The organism is Citrobacter sp. UYEF32, assembly GCF_040546205.1.
Taxonomy (GTDB): domain Bacteria; phylum Pseudomonadota; class Gammaproteobacteria; order Enterobacterales; family Enterobacteriaceae; genus Phytobacter; species Phytobacter diazotrophicus.
Window position 1 is genome coordinate 1 of the sequence record NZ_JBEPNI010000004.1, and the last position, 19,351, is coordinate 19,351.

Annotated in this window: 19 protein-coding genes and 2 tRNA genes; 9 read left to right on the plus strand and 12 right to left on the minus strand. The window is 55.3% G+C overall.

Annotated elements, in window-relative coordinates; translation table 11 throughout:
* Positions 1-17: 17 nt before the first annotated feature.
* The 11 genes from ABIB59_RS11450 to mltB all read right to left on the minus strand — a co-directional run bounded on the left by ABIB59_RS11450 (position 18) and on the right by mltB (position 9,783).
* Positions 18-94, minus strand: a tRNA-Arg gene (locus ABIB59_RS11450).
* Positions 95-97: 3 nt separating this feature from the next.
* A tRNA-Ser gene (locus tag ABIB59_RS11455) sits at positions 98-190 on the minus strand.
* 321 nt (positions 191-511) lie between these two features.
* Positions 512-697, minus strand: a complete 186-nt coding sequence (gene csrA, locus ABIB59_RS11460) for a carbon storage regulator CsrA (RefSeq protein ID WP_000906486.1) — start codon at positions 695-697, stop codon at positions 512-514.
* A gap of 243 nt (positions 698-940) precedes the next feature.
* On the minus strand, positions 941-3,568 hold the full coding sequence (gene alaS, locus ABIB59_RS11465) for an alanine--tRNA ligase (RefSeq protein ID WP_039077620.1): 2,628 nt from the start codon (positions 3,566-3,568) through the stop codon (positions 941-943).
* A gap of 129 nt (positions 3,569-3,697) precedes the next feature.
* The gene (gene recX / locus ABIB59_RS11470) at positions 3,698-4,198 is read right to left on the minus strand and encodes a recombination regulator RecX (protein ID WP_071194734.1); all 501 of its coding nucleotides are present in this window, start codon (positions 4,196-4,198) and stop codon (positions 3,698-3,700) included.
* A 69-nt stretch (positions 4,199-4,267) separates the two neighbouring features.
* Entirely contained in the window at positions 4,268-5,332 is a 1,065-nt protein-coding gene (recA, locus tag ABIB59_RS11475; protein ID WP_039077622.1) for a recombinase RecA, read from the minus strand.
* Positions 5,333-5,421: 89 nt separating this feature from the next.
* Positions 5,422-5,919, minus strand: a complete 498-nt coding sequence (gene pncC, locus ABIB59_RS11480) for a nicotinamide-nucleotide amidase (RefSeq protein WP_039077623.1) — start codon at positions 5,917-5,919, stop codon at positions 5,422-5,424.
* 124 nt (positions 5,920-6,043) lie between these two features.
* Positions 6,044-6,922, minus strand: coding sequence for a metal ABC transporter substrate-binding protein (locus ABIB59_RS11485; RefSeq protein WP_071194735.1), 879 nt, complete (start codon positions 6,920-6,922; stop codon positions 6,044-6,046).
* Complete coding sequence (locus ABIB59_RS11490; RefSeq protein WP_071194736.1) at positions 6,922-7,785, minus strand: metal ABC transporter permease; 864 nt, start codon at positions 7,783-7,785, stop codon at positions 6,922-6,924. The genes ABIB59_RS11485 and ABIB59_RS11490 overlap by 1 nt, the downstream gene beginning before the upstream one ends.
* Complete coding sequence (locus ABIB59_RS11495) at positions 7,782-8,459, minus strand: metal ABC transporter ATP-binding protein (protein WP_354035496.1); 678 nt, start codon at positions 8,457-8,459, stop codon at positions 7,782-7,784. The genes ABIB59_RS11490 and ABIB59_RS11495 overlap by 4 nt, the downstream gene beginning before the upstream one ends.
* Before the next feature lie 226 nt (positions 8,460-8,685).
* Positions 8,686-9,783 carry a lytic murein transglycosylase B gene (gene mltB / locus ABIB59_RS11500; protein ID WP_071194737.1) on the minus strand — a complete coding sequence of 366 codons (1,098 nt, stop codon included), beginning with the start codon at positions 9,781-9,783 and terminating at the stop codon, positions 8,686-8,688.
* Between the two features lie 268 nt (positions 9,784-10,051).
* Here mltB and srlA point away from each other — a divergent pair, with 268 nt between their 5' ends.
* The 7 genes from srlA (at position 10,052) to gutQ (ending at position 15,034) form a co-directional block, all read left to right on the plus strand.
* Positions 10,052-10,615 carry a PTS glucitol/sorbitol transporter subunit IIC gene (gene srlA / locus ABIB59_RS11505; protein WP_039077628.1) on the plus strand — a complete coding sequence of 188 codons (564 nt, stop codon included), beginning with the start codon at positions 10,052-10,054 and terminating at the stop codon, positions 10,613-10,615.
* The gene (gene srlE, locus ABIB59_RS11510) at positions 10,612-11,583 is read left to right on the plus strand and encodes a PTS glucitol/sorbitol transporter subunit IIB (RefSeq protein WP_039077629.1); all 972 of its coding nucleotides are present in this window, start codon (positions 10,612-10,614) and stop codon (positions 11,581-11,583) included. The genes srlA and srlE overlap by 4 nt, the downstream gene beginning before the upstream one ends.
* A 10-nt stretch (positions 11,584-11,593) precedes the next feature.
* On the plus strand, positions 11,594-11,956 hold the full coding sequence (gene srlB / locus ABIB59_RS11515) for a PTS glucitol/sorbitol transporter subunit IIA (protein ID WP_039077630.1): 363 nt from the start codon (positions 11,594-11,596) through the stop codon (positions 11,954-11,956).
* Positions 11,957-11,973: 17 nt separating this feature from the next.
* On the plus strand, positions 11,974-12,753 hold the full coding sequence (gene srlD, locus ABIB59_RS11520; protein WP_039077631.1) for a sorbitol-6-phosphate dehydrogenase: 780 nt from the start codon (positions 11,974-11,976) through the stop codon (positions 12,751-12,753).
* Positions 12,754-12,878: 125 nt separating this feature from the next.
* Positions 12,879-13,238, plus strand: a complete 360-nt coding sequence (gene gutM / locus ABIB59_RS11525; protein WP_039077632.1) for a transcriptional regulator GutM — start codon at positions 12,879-12,881, stop codon at positions 13,236-13,238.
* A gap of 67 nt (positions 13,239-13,305) precedes the next feature.
* Complete coding sequence (gene srlR, locus ABIB59_RS11530; RefSeq protein WP_354035499.1) at positions 13,306-14,079, plus strand: glucitol operon DNA-binding transcriptional repressor SrlR; 774 nt, start codon at positions 13,306-13,308, stop codon at positions 14,077-14,079.
* Positions 14,072-15,034: an arabinose-5-phosphate isomerase GutQ gene (gene gutQ / locus ABIB59_RS11535; RefSeq protein WP_354035501.1), complete on the plus strand. Its 963-nt coding sequence runs from the start codon at positions 14,072-14,074 to the stop codon at positions 15,032-15,034. The genes srlR and gutQ overlap by 8 nt, the downstream gene beginning before the upstream one ends.
* On the opposite strand, the gene norR is transcribed toward gutQ, so the two are convergent.
* On the minus strand, positions 15,031-16,548 hold the full coding sequence (norR, locus tag ABIB59_RS11540; RefSeq protein WP_354035502.1) for a nitric oxide reductase transcriptional regulator NorR: 1,518 nt from the start codon (positions 16,546-16,548) through the stop codon (positions 15,031-15,033). The two genes, gutQ and norR, sit on opposite strands and share 4 nt — an antisense overlap.
* Positions 16,549-16,727: 179 nt before the next feature.
* Between norR and norV the strand changes: the two genes are divergently transcribed.
* A complete protein-coding gene (gene norV, locus ABIB59_RS11545) occupies positions 16,728-18,176 on the plus strand; it encodes an anaerobic nitric oxide reductase flavorubredoxin (protein ID WP_354035503.1) in 1,449 nt (482 codons plus the stop codon).
* Positions 18,173-19,306 carry an NADH:flavorubredoxin reductase NorW gene (gene norW / locus ABIB59_RS11550; RefSeq protein WP_354035505.1) on the plus strand — a complete coding sequence of 378 codons (1,134 nt, stop codon included), beginning with the start codon at positions 18,173-18,175 and terminating at the stop codon, positions 19,304-19,306. Before norV ends, norW begins: the two co-directional genes overlap by 4 nt.
* The last annotated feature ends 45 nt before the right edge of the window (positions 19,307-19,351 follow it).

Genomic DNA, 19,351 nt, shown 5'->3' on the forward strand with positions numbered 1-19,351 from the left:
CGCAACACTGAGAAAGATGGTGCATCCAGGAGGATTCGAACCTCCGACCGCTCGGTTCGTAGCCGAGTACTCTATCCAGCTGAGCTATGGATGCAAATGGCGGTGAGGCGGGGATTCGAACCCCGGATGCAGCTTTTGACCGCATACTCCCTTAGCAGGGGAGCGCCTTCAGCCTCTCGGCCACCTCACCACACGCCTCTTACGAGTGCTTCGAAGAACTTGTTTCTGCTCATCGTCGCTGCGTGGCGCACATATTACTTTCTGGGACTTATAAGTCAAACAATTTTTCCAGCCCCTGAATCGTTTGCACACTTCGCAGACAATTAGCCGGTTAAAAGTGCAAAAAGGATGTTTTATCAGCAGAAATTACCGATGCGCCCTATACGCCAGTACGGACAAAAGGCTGAGAAAAAGAAGTGAGAATAGAGAGTGTGAAATAAAAAGGTAACGTGATGAGGAGAGAATCGGGGAAAAATGTTGCGTCTCGCCGGGATGGCGAGACGCGGTAATATCAATAACTGGACTGCTGTGATTTTTCAGCCTGGATACGCTGGTAGATTTCTTCACGATGAACAGATACTTCTTTAGGAGCGTTAACGCCAATACGCACTTGGTTACCTTTAACCCCTAAAACAGTCACAGTGACCTCATCCCCAATCATGAGGGTCTCACCAACTCGACGAGTCAGAATCAGCATTCTTTGCTCCTTGAAAGATTAAAAGAGTCGGGTCTCTCTGTATCCCGGCATTCTCCATCATATAACGCCAAAAAGTAAGCGATGACAAACACGTTAAGTGTAAGCAGTCACGGCATCACATTCTGTTAGACGTAAGTTTAGCCGATATACACAACTTCAACCTGACTTTATCGTTTTCAATAGCGTAGTGGCAAGAACGCCATGGCGACAAGGCCATGGCGACTGCTATTCGCTTTGTAATTTTTACAGTTTCGCGCCGACCCAGCCTTTTACGCTGGCCATTGCTGCCGGAAGTGCTGCCACATCCGTGCCACCGGCTTGCGCCATATCCGGACGCCCGCCACCTTTACCGCCCACTTGCTGGGCAACCATCCCTACCAGTTCCCCTGCTTTAACGCGGTCGGTCACATCCTTAGACACACCCGCAATCAGAGAAACCTTACCTTCTGCCACTGTGGCCAGAACGATAACGGCAGAACCTAATTGGTTCTTGAGATCGTCGACCATGGTACGCAGCATCTTCGGTTCAACACCCTCCAGCACGCTGACAAGGAGTTTAACGCCGTTGATATCCTCAGCCTTCCCGGTCAAGCTTGCGCTTTCCTGAGCGGCCTGTTGTTCTTTAAGTTGTTGCAGCTCTTTCTCAAGCTGACGGGTACGCTCCAGCGTGGAACGAACTTTGTCACCGAGATTGGCACTATCGCCTTTCAGCAATTGTGCAATATCCTGCAACTGGTCGCTTTGCGCATGCAGGGCCGCAATAGCGCCTTCGCCAGTGACCGCTTCAATACGACGGACGCCCGCCGCAGTGCCGGACTCAGATACAATGCGGAACAGGCCGATATCGCCTGTACGCGATGCGTGAGTACCACCACACAGTTCAGTGGAGAAATCGCCCATGCGAAGAACACGCACGCGGTCATCATATTTCTCACCAAACAGCGCCATTGCGCCAGAGGCTTTTGCCGCGTCGATATCCATGATGTTGGTTTCGATAGGCAGGTTGCGGCGAATTTGCGCGTTCACCAGATCTTCTACCGCACGGATTTCAGACGGTTTCATCGCTTCGAAATGTGAGAAGTCGAAACGCAGCGCCTTATCGTTAACCAGTGAGCCTTTCTGCGCCACATGCGTCCCCAGCACATCGCGTAGTGCGGCATGCATCAGGTGCGTTGCAGAGTGGTTCAGACGAATACGCAGACGACGAGCTTCGTCGACTTCGGCTTTCACGCCGTCTCCCACTTTCAGTGAACCTGTGGCAACGCGCCCCAGATGACCGATCGCCTGGCCGTATTTCTGCGTATCATTGACGGTGAACGTAAAGCCGTTGCCTTTAAGTTCCCCTTTGTCACCCACCTGACCACCGGATTCGGCATAGAACGGGGTCTGGTCCAGAATCACAACAGCGTCCTGCCCAGCGTTCACCGCATTCACAGCTTTACCATCAACAAACAGCGCGGTCACTTTGCCGGTCAGTTCCAGATGGTCATAACCTTTAAATTCTGAGCTGCCATCGACACGGATCATCGCATTATAGTCGGCGCCAAAACCGCTGGATTCACGCGCACGACGACGCTGCTCTTCCATTGCGGCTTCAAAGCCTTTTTCGTCGACTTTCAGATTACGCTCGCGGCATACGTCAGCCGTCAGATCCACCGGGAAGCCATAAGTGTCGTACAGGCGGAAAGCGGTTTCGCCATCCAGCGTGTCGCCTTTGAGTTTCGCCAGCTCTTCGTCCAGCAGCGCCAGGCCACGCTCCAGCGTACGGGCAAACTGTTCTTCTTCGGTTTTCAGAACTTGCTCAACCTGCGCTTGCTGGCGTTTCAGTTCTTCACCGGCAGATCCCATAACGTCGAGCAGCGGCCCAACCAGTTTGTAGAAGAACGTATCTTTCGCGCCCAGCATGTTGCCGTGACGGATTGCACGGCGAATGATACGACGCAGCACATAGCCACGGTTTTCATTCGACGGGATCACGCCGTCAGCGATCAGGAAGGCACAGGAACGAATATGGTCCGCGATCACGCGCAGGGATTTGTTACTCAAATCGGTCGCGCCGGTCACATCAGCGACCGCTTTGATAAGTTTGCTGAACAGGTCGATTTCGTAGTTGGAATTCACATGTTGCAGCACCGCAGTGATACGTTCGAGCCCCATACCTGTATCAACGGACGGTTTCGGCAGCGGTTCCATGGTACCGTCAGCCTGACGGTTGAACTGCATAAAGACGATGTTCCAGATCTCAATGTAGCGGTCGCCGTCTTCTTCTGGGCTTCCCGGAGGGCCACCCCAGATATGGTCGCCATGGTCGTAGAAAATCTCGGTGCAAGGGCCGCACGGACCGGTATCGCCCATCTGCCAGAAGTTATCGGAAGCATAAGGCGCGCCTTTATTGTCTCCGATACGGATAATGCGCTCGCGCGGAATTCCGACTTCTTTTTCCCAGATTTCGTAGGCTTCGTCGTCGGTCTCGTACACCGTTACCCACAGACGCTCTTTTGGCAGTTTGAACCAGTTATCACCGGTCAGCAGTTCCCATGCGTACTGGATAGCATCGTGTTTGAAGTAGTCGCCGAAGCTGAAGTTACCCAGCATTTCGAAGAAGGTATGATGGCGCGCGGTGTAACCGACGTTTTCCAGGTCGTTGTGTTTACCACCCGCACGCACGCAGCGCTGCGCGGTAGTAGCACGGGAATAATTACGCTTGTCGAGCCCAAGGAATACGTCCTTGAACTGGTTCATCCCGGCGTTGGTAAACAGCAGAGTCGGGTCGTTATTCGGCACAAGGGAGCTGCTCGCAACTACCTGATGGCCCTTGCTATGGAAAAAATCGAGAAACGCCTGACGGATCTCAGCGGTGCTCTTGCTCATAATTATCCTGAAATCAAGCTAACGAAATGTCGTAACGGATTACTGCCCTTTGACAGACAGCAACCCGCTACTGGAAAAAGTGGGAATAAGATAAGTTTTCTTTACTACGAAGTAAAATCCCGTATGCGGTCAACCGGCAAAATTTCGCCAGATTTCCTGAATATCTTCCAGTAAATAACCGCGATAGAGTAAAAAGCGTTGCACTTTTACTTTCTCCGCAAAAGCTACGGGTAGTGGTTCACCGAATTTGCGTTGCGCCTGTTCCCGGGCAAGTTCGCACCAGTCGATATCACATTCTCGCATCGCGCTTTCGCAGATATCCCTCGCCAGCCCCTTCTGGCCCATTTCCTGACGGATACGCGCTGGGCCGTATCCTTTGCGACTGCGGCTGGCAATGAACTGACGGGCAAAGCGCGCATCGTCGAGGTAGTTATTTTCCATGCACCAGGCGATGACTTTATCGACATCTTCCGGCGTGGCATCCGTTTTTTCCAGACCATTTTTCCCCATAACCGGCGCGGTAAGTTTTCTGCGAAGTTCCTGTTCCGCATGGTCACGCATGGCCAAAATGCGTAAGGCGCGGTCAAGCAGGCGGGCGTAGGCGGAGCGTCGGGGCGTGTTGTCAGACATGGTTAAATCCTGGCAGACTCTGAAAAACAAAAGGGCTGCATCTGCAGCCCTTGATTGTCATTCAGATTATCAGAAATCTTCGTTGGTTTCTTCGACACCTTCACCGCTGTCGTCCACCGAGAAATCAGCACCGGAGGAAGGATTGCTGAGCAGGATCTCACGCACTTTCTTCTCGATTTCTTTCGCCGTTGCCGGGTTTTCTTTCAGCCAGTTTGTCGCATTCGCTTTACCCTGACCGATTTTCTCGCCGTTGTAGCTGTACCAGGCGCCCGCTTTTTCAATCAGCTTCTCTTTCACGCCCAGGTCAACCAGTTCGCCGTAGAAGTTAATACCTTCGCCGTAGAGGATCTGGAACTCAGCCTGTTTGAACGGTGCAGCGATTTTGTTTTTCACCACTTTCACGCGGGTTTCGCTACCCACCACATTGTCGCCCTCTTTCACCGCGCCAACGCGACGAATATCCAGACGAACAGAGGCGTAGAATTTCAGGGCGTTACCACCGGTGGTGGTTTCCGGGTTACCGAACATGACGCCAATTTTCATACGGATCTGGTTGATAAAGATCAGCAGCGTGTTGGACTGCTTAAGGTTACCCGCCAGTTTACGCATCGCCTGGCTCATCATACGTGCCGCGAGGCCCATGTGAGAGTCACCGATTTCGCCTTCGATTTCTGCTTTCGGCGTCAGCGCCGCAACGGAGTCGACAACGATAACGTCAACGGCACCAGAGCGTGCCAGCGCATCACAGATTTCCAGCGCCTGCTCACCGGTATCCGGCTGAGAACACAGCAGATTGTCGATATCAACGCCCAGCTTACGTGCGTATACAGGGTCCAGCGCGTGTTCGGCGTCGATAAACGCACAGGTTTTGCCTTCACGCTGTGCCGCGGCGATAACCTGGAGGGTCAACGTCGTTTTACCGGACGATTCTGGCCCGTAAATTTCAACAATACGGCCCATTGGCAGACCGCCCGCACCCAGTGCGATATCCAGCGAAAGTGAACCAGTGGAGATCGTTTCGACATCCATAGAACGGTCTTCACCCAGACGCATGATGGAGCCTTTACCGAATTGCTTTTCGATCTGACCCAGTGCGGCCGCAAGCGCCTTTTGTTTGTTTTCGTCGATAGCCATTATTACTCCTGTCATGCAAGGTGAAGCGACTATGCTCCGCCGTGAATTTCTGTTCTGTTGTCGCAATTATACTGTATGGTCATACAGTATCAAGTATTTTGTAGAAAATGTTGCCACAGTGTTTGCAACGCATACACCGTCGCCTGACGACGCACCGCTTCGCGGTCTCCATCGAAGCACTCGCGGCGGGTAATGCCCTGCCCGCTAACGCTGGCAAACCCAAACCACACGGTGCCGACAGGCTTGCTGTCGCTGCCACCGTCCGGCCCGGCAATGCCGCTTATTGAGATAGCGTAATCCGCCCGCGCGGCTTTTAGCGCGCCAATCGCCATCTCCACCACTACGGGTTCACTCACTGCGCCATGTGCCGCGAGCGTCTCTGCCTTGACGCCAATCATCTGCGACTTGGCCTCATTACTGTAGGTGACAAAGCCACGCTCAAACCAGGCGGAACTCCCGGCGATATCGGTAATGGCTTTTGCCACCCAGCCCCCCGTACAGGATTCCGCCGTGGTGACGGTCGCCCCGCGCGCCTTGAGCGCCAGCCCCACACGCTCACTTAGTTGCATTAATTCGCTGTCAGTCATAGTGCCCCCTGTCGTGCAAAAACCGTGGCGCAAAAGATACCACTTTCAGGATAAAGGTGGGGATGCGGTGACGAATTTACGAGGAGGCTTCAGAAAAAAGCCAGCTTTCGCTGGCTTAGAGAGGTTATTTCATGCTGTTGGCGATGGTTTCAACATTGTGGCGAAACGCTTTGACGTATGAGTCCGCCACGCCCCCTTTTTTACTCAGCGCCTCAGGATAGAGCTCTCCACCAGGCTGTGCGCCGGTCGCGCTGGCAATCTGTTTGACCAGGCGCGGATCAAGCTGGTTTTCCATAAACCAGGTATGCACGCCGTCGGCTTTAATCTGCTTAATCAGCTCAGCCACCTGCTGCGCGCTGGCTTCACTTTCAGAGGAGATACCCTGCGGGGCAAGGAACGTTACGCCGTACGCCCGGCCAAAGTAGCCAAACGCGTCGTGGCTGGTCAGCACTTTGCGTTTCTCTTGCGGTACCGCGTCAAACTGGGTTTTCGCCCAGCTATCGAGCTGCTGAACCTGCTCAATATAACGCTGGCCGGTCGCCTTCAGCGCTACTTCATCCTGCGGATCGGCTTTGACGTACGCCGCAAGAATATTCTTCGCATAGAGCGCACCGTTAGCCGCACTGTTCCAGGCGTGCGGGTCGGTCACAGTTTTGCCGTCTTCTTCCAGCGTATGGGTCGAAACGCCCTCAGAAGCGACAACCACAACCCCTTTAAAGCCAGACGCTTTCACCAGCCGGTCCAGCCAGCCTTCCAGCCCCAGACCATTGACCACCACCACATCGGCCTTATTGAGCAACGCGCTATCTTTGGCGCTCGGCTCGAAGGTGTGCGGGTCGCCATCCGGCCCGACAAGCGTAGTGACTTTCACATGATCGCCACCGGTTTTGGCGGCGATATCCCCCAGTACCGAGAAACTGGCGACCACGTTTAATGTTTTCGCCATGACACTTTGCGTCATCAGCCCAAGCGCTAATGCCAGAACCACACCTGCCTTTTTCATTATGTCTCCTTGCCTGTTTTTTGTGCGCGTAAGGTGCTGCGCACGCCGAATAAGATGGAAAAAATAAACACGACGCTCGCGCTCAGGACGATAGATGGCCCCGCCGGTAGCCCTGCCATCCACGAAAGACTCAGACCAAACCATGCGCACAGCGCGCCGCTAACGCCTGCAAATAAAAGCAGGCCAGGGAGTGTTCGCGCCCAGCAGCGTGCGGCTACCGCCGGTAAAATCATCACCCCCACCGCCATTAATGTGCCCAGCACCTGAAATCCGGCCACGAGGTTTAACACCAGCAGTGCCAGAAACAGGCTGTGGAGCAGAGCGGGCAGTCGCGGCGCGTTAATCTGCAAAAAACTGCTGTCGAAAGCTTCACTCACCAGTCCGCGATAAAACAGCGCCAGACACAGGAGCGTCAGGCTGGCGACGCCCGCGACAAACAACGCCGCGTCCTGATCGACCGCCAGGACCGAGCCAAACAGTAAATGCAGCAGGTCAACGCTTGAGCCACGCAGCGAGACCAGCGTCACGCCCAGCGCCAGTGACGCGAGATACAAACCGGCAAAGCTGGCGTCCTCTTTGAGCGGCGTGCGTCGGCTGATGATCCCGGCCACCAGCGCCACGATAATTCCGGCAAAAAAACCGCCCAGACTCATCGCCAGTAATGACATGCCGTTGAGTAAGTAGCCTGCCGCCACGCCCGGTAAAATCGCGTGCGAGAGCGCATCGCCCATCAGGCTCATACGCCGCAGTTGCAAAAAGACACCCAGCGCCGTGGTGCTGACGGATAGAGCCAGACACACCACCAGCGCGCGGCGCATAAAGCCGAACTCAATAAACGGCTGGAAAAAGAGATGCCATATCATGCCAGGCACGCTCCGCTGTTCTGCGTCAGGGTCACGTCAGTCGCCCCCCAATGGGCGCTTTCTGTATCCAGACGCAGCGTCTGGGGGAAGTAGCGTTTGACACGTTCGCTATCGTGCAACACGGCGAGGATGGTTTGCCCCTGCTGATGCATATCGACAATCTGCTCCATCAGCACCTGGCTTGTGGCCTCATCAATGCCGGTAAAGGGTTCATCGAGCATGACGAGCGGCGCATGCTGTAACCACATGCGGGCAAAAAGCATGCGCTGAAACTGACCACCGGAGAGGGCTTCAACGGTGGTGCGCGCCATCGTCAGCAGCCCCACCCGCTCCAGCGCCTCAGCAACATGCGCTCTGGCCTGGCGATTAAGACCGCGAAACAGCGAGATACGCGGCCAGGCACCCATGCTGACCACATCCTGCACCGTAATGGGAAAATGCGGGTCCAGCGTCTGCCGCTGTGCCAGCCAGCCGATAACCGGGCGTGAAGGCGTCCAGCGCAGCGTGCCACTGACCGGCGGCAGTATGCCTGCCAGCGTTTTGAGTAACGTCGATTTGCCGCAGCCATTGGCCCCGACAATTGCGGTCATGCTGCCGGCTTCAATGACACCGTACAGGGAGGGGGTAATGGCGCGCGAGCCGTAGCCCGCTACCAGATGATCAAGCTCAATCATGCCAGCGCCACCGACCATGCCGTAAGCAGCCACAGCACAACTAACAACGCCGCAGCCAGTCCAAGCCGGACCGCGCTGGCGCAGGAGAAAAGGGTTACATCCATCATCACTGAACCTTCATAATGTTATAACATAACAATAATCAGAAGCCGTGATGAAGTAAACGGGAATTTATCGGGTGAATGCGTCGAAATGTTTCAACCCCTCCCGCAGGAGGGGCTGACAATTAGCGAACGCGCGCCAGCGCAACCGCCTGACCAAGCTGCCAGACCGCCATCGCGTAGTGCGTGCTGCTGTTGTAACGGGTGATGGTGTAGAAGTTGGGTAAGCCGTACCAGTACTCATAATTGGTGCCAACATCCAGGCGCAACAGGCTGGCCTGTTGGTGGTTCCCCAACGGTTGCTGCGGCGTTAAGCCCGCTGACGCCAGTTGCGCCACGCTGTAGTTGGTTTTAAAGCCATTCGCCAGCCCCGGCGCCTGGCCATTAGCAGGCACCGCCACCAGATCGCCTTTCACCCAACCATGTTCTTTAAAGTAGTTTGCCACGCTGCCGATGGCATCGACCGGATCCCACAGGTTGATATGCCCGTCGCCATTAAAATCAACGGCATACTGTTTGTAAGACGACGGCATAAACTGACCGTAGCCCATCGCACCGGCGAACGAACCTTTCAAATCGAGCGGATCATCACTTTCATCTCGCGCCATTAGCAGGAACGTTTCCAGTTCGCTGGAGAAATATGCGGCGCGGCGTGGATAGTCGAAGGAGAGCGTCGCCAGCGCATCAAGGATACGCGTTTTGCCCATCACGCGGCCCCAGCGGGTTTCCACGCCGATAATGCCAACGATAATTTCCGGCGGTACGCCGTAGACCATCCATGCGCGATTCAGCGCGTCTTCATATTGATTCCAGAACGCCACGCCGTTTTGCACGTTATCCGCAGTGATGAACTGGCTGCGATAGCGCAGCCATGCGCCATTCGGCCCTACCGGTGCCGGGCCGGTTGGTGCCTGGCGGTCCATCAGGCGCAGCACGTAATCGAGTCGCTTCGCCTGAGAGAGAATTTCGTGTAACTGCTGACGGTCAAAGCCGTGTTTGCTCACCATCTCATTGATGAACTGCTCCGCCGCCGGGTTATTGGCGAAGTCGCCGCCCATTGCCATCACATTATGCTGCGGCTTGAGCAGGAAACCGCCAGAGGGTTCCGCAGGTTGACCGGTTATCACACCGTCGGTAGATGCTGCGGTTTGATGAGGTTTGCTGCTGCAGGCGGCAAGTAAAACGAGCGCAGGGAGGAGCGCTGCGTAACGACGCTTAAACATGGGACATCCATTTAACAATTCATTCAACCAGGAGGAATTATGGTAAAGCATGCGGGCTTCCACAAGGAAGCGGCTTCCATGTTTCTTCTCTCTCCTCTTATCTGAAATGCCGCGTTTGTCTTCACTTCACACCTTCCACTTACCAAAAACTTTCACAATGATCATTTTATCTTTCATATTGAGATCTAAATAACACTTTTTAACCTTTCATAATGATTATTATAAGTCCCAGTTTTGCAACAACGAGAAAACCCTACAGGAGAGAACAATGATCGAAACCATTACTCATGGTGCCGAATGGTTCATCGGGCTGTTTCAGAAAGGCGGGGTTGTGTTTACCGGGATGGTGACCGGTATTCTGCCGCTGCTGATAAGTCTGCTGGTTATCATGAACGCACTGATCAATTTCATTGGTCAGCACCGTATTGAGCGGCTGGCGCAGCGCTGCGCTGGCAATCCGGTGACCCGTTATCTGCTGCTGCCGTGCGTGGGCACCTTTGTTTTCTGCAACCCGATGACGCTCAGTCTCGGACGCTTTATGCCGGAACGTTACAAGCCCAGCTATTACGCCGCCGCTTCTTACAGTTGCCACTCAATGAATGGCCTGTTCCCCCATATCAATCCCGGTGAATTGTTCGTCTATTTAGGCATCGCCAACGGCCTGACTACCCTCGGTCTGCCGCTGGGGCCACTTGCCGTGAGCTACCTGCTGGTTGGTCTGGTCACTAACTTCTTCCGTGGCTGGATTACCGATCTGACGACCGCGATTTTCGAGAAAAAAATGGGCATTCAGCTTGAGCAGAAAGTACAACTGGCAGGAGCAACATCATGAGCCGCATTGTGATTGAAAAAGGTACCGGCGGCTGGGGCGGCCCACTGGCACTCGATCCCACCGCGAACAAGAAGATCGTCTATATCACGGCCGGAACGCGACCGGCGATCGTCGACAAGCTGGCACAAATGACCGGCTGGGAAGCGGTGGATGGCTTTAAAGAGGGAGAACCGGCAGAAGCGGAAATCGGCGTTGCAGTCATCGACTGCGGCGGTACGTTACGCTGCGGCATTTACCCGAAACGGCGCATTCCCACCATCAATATCCATGCCACCGGCAAGTCAGGCCCGCTGGCGCAGTACATCCTGGAAGATATCTATGTCTCTGGCGTAAGAGAGGAAAATATCTACTGGCAGGACGGTGAGTTGCCCCATACACCGGCACAACGCGAAGCCACTGCCCGTGATTATGACACCAGCAAAAAAATCACCGAGCAGAGCGATGGTCTGCTGGCGAAAGTCGGCATGGGTATGGGCTCAGCCGTCGCTGTACTGTTTCAGGCCGGGCGCGACACCATCGATACGGTGCTGAAAACCATCCTGCCGTTTATGGCATTCGTCTCGGCACTTATCGGGATCATTATGGCCTCCGGTTTGGGTGACTGGATAGCCCACGGCCTGGCCCCCCTTGCCAGTCATCCGTTAGGGCTGGTGACGCTGGCGCTGATTTGTTCCTTCCCGTTGCTGTCACCGTTCCTCGGCCCAGGGGCGGTCATTGCTCAGGTTATTGGCGTGTTGATTGGTGTGCAAATCGGTCAGGGAAATATCCCACCGCACCTTGCCCTGCCAGCCCTGTTCGCTATTAACGCCCAGGCCGCATGTGACTTTATCCCCGTTGGGCTTTCCCTGGCAGAAGCGCGCCAGGACACCGTTCGCGTCGGCGTGCCGTCTGTACTGGTTAGCCGCTTCTTAACGGGTGCGCCAACGGTGCTTATCGCCTGGTTTGTTTCCGGCTTTATTTATCAATAAGAGGTTGCTCATGAGCGTGATTTATCAAACCACCATTACTCAGATTGGCGACTGCGCACGCGACGCGCTTGGCGACCGGATGCTGATTACCTTCCGGGAAGGGGCCCCCGCCGATGTGGCTGAGTTTTGTTTTATCCACTGTCATGGCGACTTTTGCGGACACCTTACGCCTGGCGCCCGCTTCGAGCTGGGCGGTAAGCAGTATCCGGTTACCGCCGTCGGTGAGGTGGCAGAGCTGAATCTGCGCGAGCTTGGCCATATTACCCTGCGCTTCGATGGACAGACGCAGGCGGAATATCCCGGCACGGTACACGTCGCAGGTGACGTGCCGGAAAGCATCAATCCTGGTTGCACACTGAAATTTGTCGCTTAAGTCGTAAGGAGAAAAGTATGAAACAGGTTGCCGTTGTCATTGGTGGGGGACAAACACTCGGGGCGTTCCTCAGCCGTGGGCTGGCCGCAGAGGGCTATCGCGTGGCGGTAGTGGATATTCAAAGTGATAAAGCCGCAACCGTGGCACACGAAATTAACGCGGAGTTCGGTGAAGGCATGGCCTACGGTTTTGGCGCTGATGCCACCAGCGAGCAAAGCGTACTGGCGCTTGCCCGTGGTGTTGATGAGATTTTTGGCCGCACGGATTTGCTGGTCTATAGCGCGGGAATTGCCAAAGCGGCGTTTATCAGCGATGTGCAGCTCGGGGATTTTGACCGCTCATTGCAGGTCAATCTGGTGGGTTATTTCCTGTGTGCCCGTGAGTTTTCCCGGCTGATGATTCGCGACGGGATTAAGGGGCGCATTATTCAGATCAATTCGAAGTCTGGCAAGGTGGGCAGTAAGCACAACTCGGGCTATAGCGCGGCGAAGTTTGGCGGCGTGGGCCTGACACAATCCCTGGCGCTGGATCTCGCGGAATATGGGATTACGGTTCATTCGTTGATGCTGGGCAACCTGCTGAAATCACCGATGTTCCAGTCCCTGATCCCGCAATATGCCAGCAAACTGGGGATTGCCGCCGATCAGGTTGAGCAGCATTACATTGATAAGGTTCCGCTTAAACGCGGCTGCGATTATCAGGATGTGCTGGATGTGCTGCTGTTTTACGCAAGCACGAAGGCCTCTTACTGTACCGGGCAATCAATCAATATTACCGGCGGGCAGGTGATGTTCTGAACCGGGTGGCCTGATGCCTTCCGCCCGTTCCTGAGGGTATCCCCCGGTAGCGCTACGCTTACCGGGGCTACCAAACCGTAACCCGGATAAGGCGCTCGCGCCGCCATCCGGGAAAAGGAGACATGATGGTTTCTGCACTCATCACCGTAGCTGTCATCGCCTGGCTCAGCCAACTGGCACTGGGCGGCTGGCAGATTCGCCAGTTTAACCGCGCCTTTGATGCGCTCTGCCAGCAAGGGCGCGTTGGCGTTGGGCGCTCTGGCGGGCGTTTCAAACCGCGCGTTATCCTTGCGGTTGCCTTCGATAAACAAGACCGCGTCACCGATACGTTGCTCATGCGCGGACTCACCGTTTTTGCCAGACCCGCAAAAATCGACGCCCTGCTCGGCATGAAACGTGAGGAATTAGAGCCTGATGTGATCTTTCCCCATGATCCGGGCTGTCAGAATGCTCTATTATTGGCGCTTAAATTGAAACATGGATAATTTCGTTGTGAACGCAATGAGCTTGCGAAATTATCATTTTGCAACTTAACGCAGGATAAAAGCGCCCATGAAACCACGTCAGCGGCAGGCAGCCATTCTTGAGCATCTGCAAAAGCAGGGAAAATGTTCTGTTGAAGAGCTGGCAGCACACTTCGACACCACGGGCACCACCATACGGAAAGATTTAGTGGTGCTGGAACACTCCGGCGCGGTCATCCGCACCTATGGCGGCGTCGTGCTCAATAAAGACGAAGCCGATCCACCGATCGACCATAAGACCCTCATCAACACCCTGCAAAAAGGGCTGATTGCCGAAACCGCCGTGGGCTTTATTCAGGATGGCGATTCCATTATTCTTGACGCGGGCAGCACCGTGCTGCAAATGGTTCCTTTACTGAGCCATTTCAATAACATCACCGTGATGACCAACAGCCTGCATATCGTCAATGCGCTATCCGAACTCGATAACGAGCAAACCATCCTGATGCCGGGCGGCACCTTTCGCAAAAAATCCGCCTCCTTTCATGGGCAACTGGCGGAAAACGCCTTCGAACATTTCAGCTTCGACAAACTGTTTATGGGTACCGACGGCATCGATTTGAATGCAGGGGTCACCACCTTCAATGAAGTTTTCACCGTCAGTAAAGCCATGTGCAACGCGGCACGGGAAGTGATCCTGATGGCGGATTCGTCCAAATTTGGCCGCAAAAGCCCGAACATTGTGTGCAGCCTGGAAAGCGTCGATAAATTAATTACCGATGCCGGGATCCCGGCAGATTTTCGCGCCGCACTGGAAAAGAAAGGGATCGAAGTGATCGTAGCCGGAGAAAAAAATGAGTGAGCTTTTACTGAACACCGCACGTCAGACGCTGCTGCTAGAGTTGCAAGAAGCCAGCCGCCTGCCGGAGCGTCTGGGCGCGGCGTTTTTACGCGCCGCTGATGCCATTATTCATTGCCGGGGCAAAGTGATTGTCTCGGGGATTGGTAAATCCGGGCATATTGGCAAAAAGATTGCCGCCACCCTCGCCAGCACTGGCACCCCTGCCTTCTTTGTCCATGCGGCAGAAGCCCTGCACGGCGATTTAGGGATGATTGAAAGCCGCGATGTGCTGCTCTTTATCTCCTATTCTGGATCGGCTAAAGAGCTGGATCTGATCCTGCCGCAGCTAAAGGAACGGTCGGTGACCGTGCTGGCCATGACCGGCAAATCTTTGTCGCCGCTGGCGCTGGCGGCAGACGCAGTGCTGGACATTTCCGTTGAACGTGAAGCCTGCCCAATGTTGCTGGCCCCTACCTCCAGCACCGTCAATACATTGATGCTCGGTGACGCGCTGGCGATGGCCGTTATGCAGGCGCGCGGCTTTAACGAGGAAGATTTTGCCCGTTCACACCCGGCAGGAGCGCTGGGTGCGCGTCTGCTCAACAAAGTCCATCACCTGATGCGTAAAGAAGATATCCCCCATGTGCGCATTGACGCCACGGTAATGGACGCGATGCTGGAGCTTAGCCATACGGGGATGGGGATGGTGGCCGTCTGCGGTGACGCGGCGGAGATTCTGGGTATCTTCTCTGATGGCGACCTGCGACGCTGGCTGGTTGCAGGCGGCGCGCTGGATGCGAACATCAGTGACGCAATGACGAAAGGGGGCATCACCCTTAACGCCGGGAGCCGCGCTATCGATGCCAAAGAGGTGTTAATGAAACGCAAAATCTCCGCGGCTCCGGTGGTGGATGACAGCGGTAAACTGGTTGGCGCGATTAACCTGCAAGCCTTTTATCAGGCCGGAATTATTTAATCCTTCAATCCCAGACGTTTCGCCAGCCGATGCAGGTTGGCGACGTCCATCTCCAGCAGCCGCGCACTGGCTGCCCAGTTATACTGGCTTTGTTCCAGCGCCTGGCGAATGGCGGTACGCTGAAAATTATCGGTCTCTTCCCGCAAATTTTGTCTCTCCACGGGCAATGTCTGCGTGCTAACAACACTCTGATCCGGCTCATCGCTCAGCGCAAAATGGCGCGTTTCCAGTACGATGTCATCCCCGCTTCGCGTACCGCGCGCCAGCACAATCGCACGGTGAATAGCATGTTCCAGTTCACGCACATTTCCCGGCCAACGGTACGCCAGCAGATGCGCCCGCGCACCGGGGCTAAGCACGACACGACCAAGGCCAAGGCGCAGACGGCACTGCTCGCAAAAATACCCCGCCAGTAACACCACATCCTCACCGCGTTCACGCAGCGGCGGGACAACCAGCGGAAAGACGCTCAGGCGGTGAAACAGGTCAGCGCGAAAACGCCCGGCCAGTACTTCTTCGCGCAGATCGCGGTTGGTGGCGGCCAGCACGCGCACATCCACCCGCAGGCTGCGATCATCCCCGACACGCTGAATATCGCCGTATTGCAATACTCGCAGCAGCTTGGCCTGCAGCGCCAGCGACAACTCGCCAATCTCATCCAGAAACAGCGTGCCTTTATCGGCCATTTCAAACTTGCCGCTACGGTTGCTGATGGCCCCGGTAAACGCCCCTTTCACATGGCCAAACAGCTCGCTTTCCGCCACGCTTTCCGGCAGTGCCGCGCAATTCAGATAGACCAGGGCATCTGCCGCGCGGGGCGAGTTTTCGTGGATAGCTTTTGCCACCAGCTCCTTACCGGTGCCGGTTTCACCGCTTATCAGCACGTTCAAATCGGAACCGGCGACAATCTCTATCTCTTTTTTAAGCTGCGCCATCCCCTCCGAAAGACCGATCATTTCGGTATGTGCGACTTGTTCAAAGGTTGTCGGCAGGCCGGGCGCCATGTTCTGGCTTTCGAGCTTTTCAATCAGCAAAGCATTGTTGAGCGCCCCTGCCGCCAGCGCCGCAATCAGACGCAGTTCTTCATCGCTAAAGCTATCGAACTGATCCGGCGCCATGCCATCCAGAGTGAGCGCGCCAATCAGGCTCTGCCCGGCAAACAGCGGCAGACCCACACAGGCGTGGACTTTCAGACTCTCCTGGCCGGGGATCAGCCCGTCATAGGGGTCCGGTAATGCGCTGTCGGCAGGGAAACGCACCACATCCCCGGCGCGGGCAATCGCCTCCAGCCGCGGGTGCCCTTCCAGCGTAAAGCGCCGCCCCAGCACATCCTGGGCCAGGCCATCAATCGCCAGCGGGATAAATTGCCGCGCCTCATAGCGCAGCAGCGCTGAAGCGTCACACTCCAGCACCTGACGCAGGGTGGTAATCAGGCGCTGAAAACGGTCGGCATGGCCTATGCCGCTCTGTAATTCAATGGCGATACCCGCCAGCACGTTCACGGAAAAACTCATCGTCGCCTCGCAGTCATTTTGACAATGCAGGTTGTCATAATGACAGTCTTTTTCATAGTCTTTTTGACTACTTATCAGGGGTTAAATAAAAATAAATTTATAAAAATCAATAAAATAAAAACTGGCACGAATCTTGAAATAGCTATCACATCTTATTTAATACAGAACAGGTAAGCAAAATGGCTATTCACGTAAAAAATAACATTCATTGGGTTGGGCAACGTGACTGGGAAGTTCGTGATTTCCACGGTACAGAATACAAAACGCTGCGCGGCAGCAGCTACAACAGCTATCTCATCCGTGAAGGCAAAAACGTACTGATTGATACCGTCGATCATAAATTCGGTCGCGAGTTTGTGCAGAACCTGCGCGCGGAGATCGACCTCAACGCGATTGACTACATCATTATCAACCACGCGGAAGAAGACCACGCGGGCGCACTCACCGAGCTGATGTCCTGGATTCCGAACACCCCGATTTATTGCACCACCAATGCCATCGACTCCATTAACGGTCACCACCACCACCCGGAGTGGAATTTCCACACCGTGAAAACCGGCGATGCACTGGATATCGGCAATGGCAAACAGCTTATCTTCGTCGAAACGCCGATGTTGCACTGGCCGGATAGCATGATGACCTATATGACCGGCGATGCCGTGCTGTTCAGTAACGACGCCTTCGGTCAGCACTACTGTGACGAGCGCCTGTTCAACGACGAAGTGGACCAGACCGAACTGTTCGAGCAGTGCCAGCGTTACTACGCCAACATCCTCACGCCGTTCAGCCGCCTGGTGACGCCAAAAATCACCGAGATCCTTGGCTTCAACTTGCCGGTGGAGATGATTGCCACTTCCCACGGTGTGGTATGGCGCGAAAATCCGACGCAGATTGTTGAGCTGTACCTGAAATGGGCCGCGGATTATCAGGAAGATCGTATCACCATTTTCTACGACACCATGTCGAACAACACCCGCATGATGGCGGACGCGATTGCTCAGGGCATCAATGAAGTTGACCCGAACGTGGCGGTGAAAATTTTCAACGTCTCCCGCAGCGACAAAAACGATATTCTGACCAACGTCTTCCGCTCCAAAGGTGTGCTGGTCGGCACGTCCACCATGAACAACGTGATGATGCCGAAAATCGCTGGCCTGGTCGAAGAGATAACCGGCCTGCGTTTTCGTAACAAACGTGCCAGCGCTTTCGGCTCCCACGGCTGGAGCGGTGGGGCGGTGGATCGTCTGTCTACCCGATTACAGGATGCGGGCTTTGAGATGTCACTGAGCCTGAAAGCCAAATGGCGCCCGGATATCGATGCGCTGGAACTCTGCCGTCAGCACGGTCGGGACATTGCCCACCAGTGGGCGCTCGCTCCGCTGCCAACACCGCTTAACACTACACCGGTTGAGGCGTCCGCCTGCGCCTGTGCCGCGAAAGCCGCCGCTGATTCAGGTCCGTCTATGCAGTGCAGCGTCTGCCAGTGGGTTTACGATCCGGCAAAAGGCGAACCCATGCAGGATGTCGCGCCAGGAACCGCCTGGTGTGATGTGCCGGATAATTTTCTTTGCCCAGAATGTTCGCTTGGCAAAGAGGTCTTCGATGTGCTGGCAACGGAGGCAGTATGAGCGCAGGTATTGTGATTATCGGGTCGGGCTTTGCCGCCCGCCAACTGGTAAAAAACATCCGCAAGACCGACACCACCACGCCGCTGACGCTGATTGCCAGTGACAGTATGGATGAGTACAACAAGCCGGATCTGAGCCATGTCATCAGCCTTGGGCAGCGCGCCAGGGATCTCACCCGCCAGTCGGCGGGGGATTTCGCCGAGCAGTTCAACCTGCGCCTGTTTCCCCACACGCGGGTGACGGCGCTGGATGCAGAGGCGAAAGTCATCAAAAGCGCAGATCAACAGTGGCAATACGACAAGCTGGTGCTGGCAACCGGGGCCTGTGCGTTTGTTCCGCCCGTCGCGGGCAGCGAACTGATGCTTACCCTTAACAGCCAGCAGGAGTACCAGGCCTGTGAAGCGCAACTGCGTGACGCGCAGCGGGTGCTGATTATCGGCGGCGGGTTGATTGGCAGCGAACTGGCGATGGATTTTTGCCGCGCGGGGAAAGCGGTGACGCTGGTGGATAGCGAAGCCAGTATTCTCTCTTCGCTGATGCCGCCAGAAGTGAGTAGCCGTTTGCAGCATCGACTGACCGGGATGGGCGTGCATCTTCTGTTGAAATCACAGCTTATGGCGCTTGAGAAAACAGAAACTGGCATCCGCGCCACGCTGGACAGGCAGCGCGGTATAGAAGTAGATGCGGTGATTGCCGCGACCGGGCTGCGCGCAGAAACCGGGCTGGCCCGAAGCGCCGGGCTGACGGTTAATCATGGGATTTGTGTGAACAGTTATCTGCAAACCAGCAATCCGGATATTTATGCGCTCGGCGACTGTGCGGAGATTGACGGTAAGCTGCTGCCGTTCCTGCAGCCGATTCAGCTTAGCGCCATGTATCTGGCGAAATATCTGTCTGGCGTGGCTGTGCCGCTTAAGCTGCCTGCCATGCTGGTGAAGGTCAAAACGCCGGAGATGCCGTTGCATCTGGCAGGCGAGACGGCACGCCGCGATTTGAACTGGCATATCACCACCGAAGCCCAGGGTATGGTCGCCCGCGGCCTGAACGATGAAGGGCAGTTGTGCGCTTTTGTGGTGAGCGAAGATCGGATGAAGGAAGCGTTCGCGTTGTTAAAAACGTTGCCTGTTTGAGAACAGGGCAACGCCCATGCCTGCAACAGGCAATCACACCAGGCA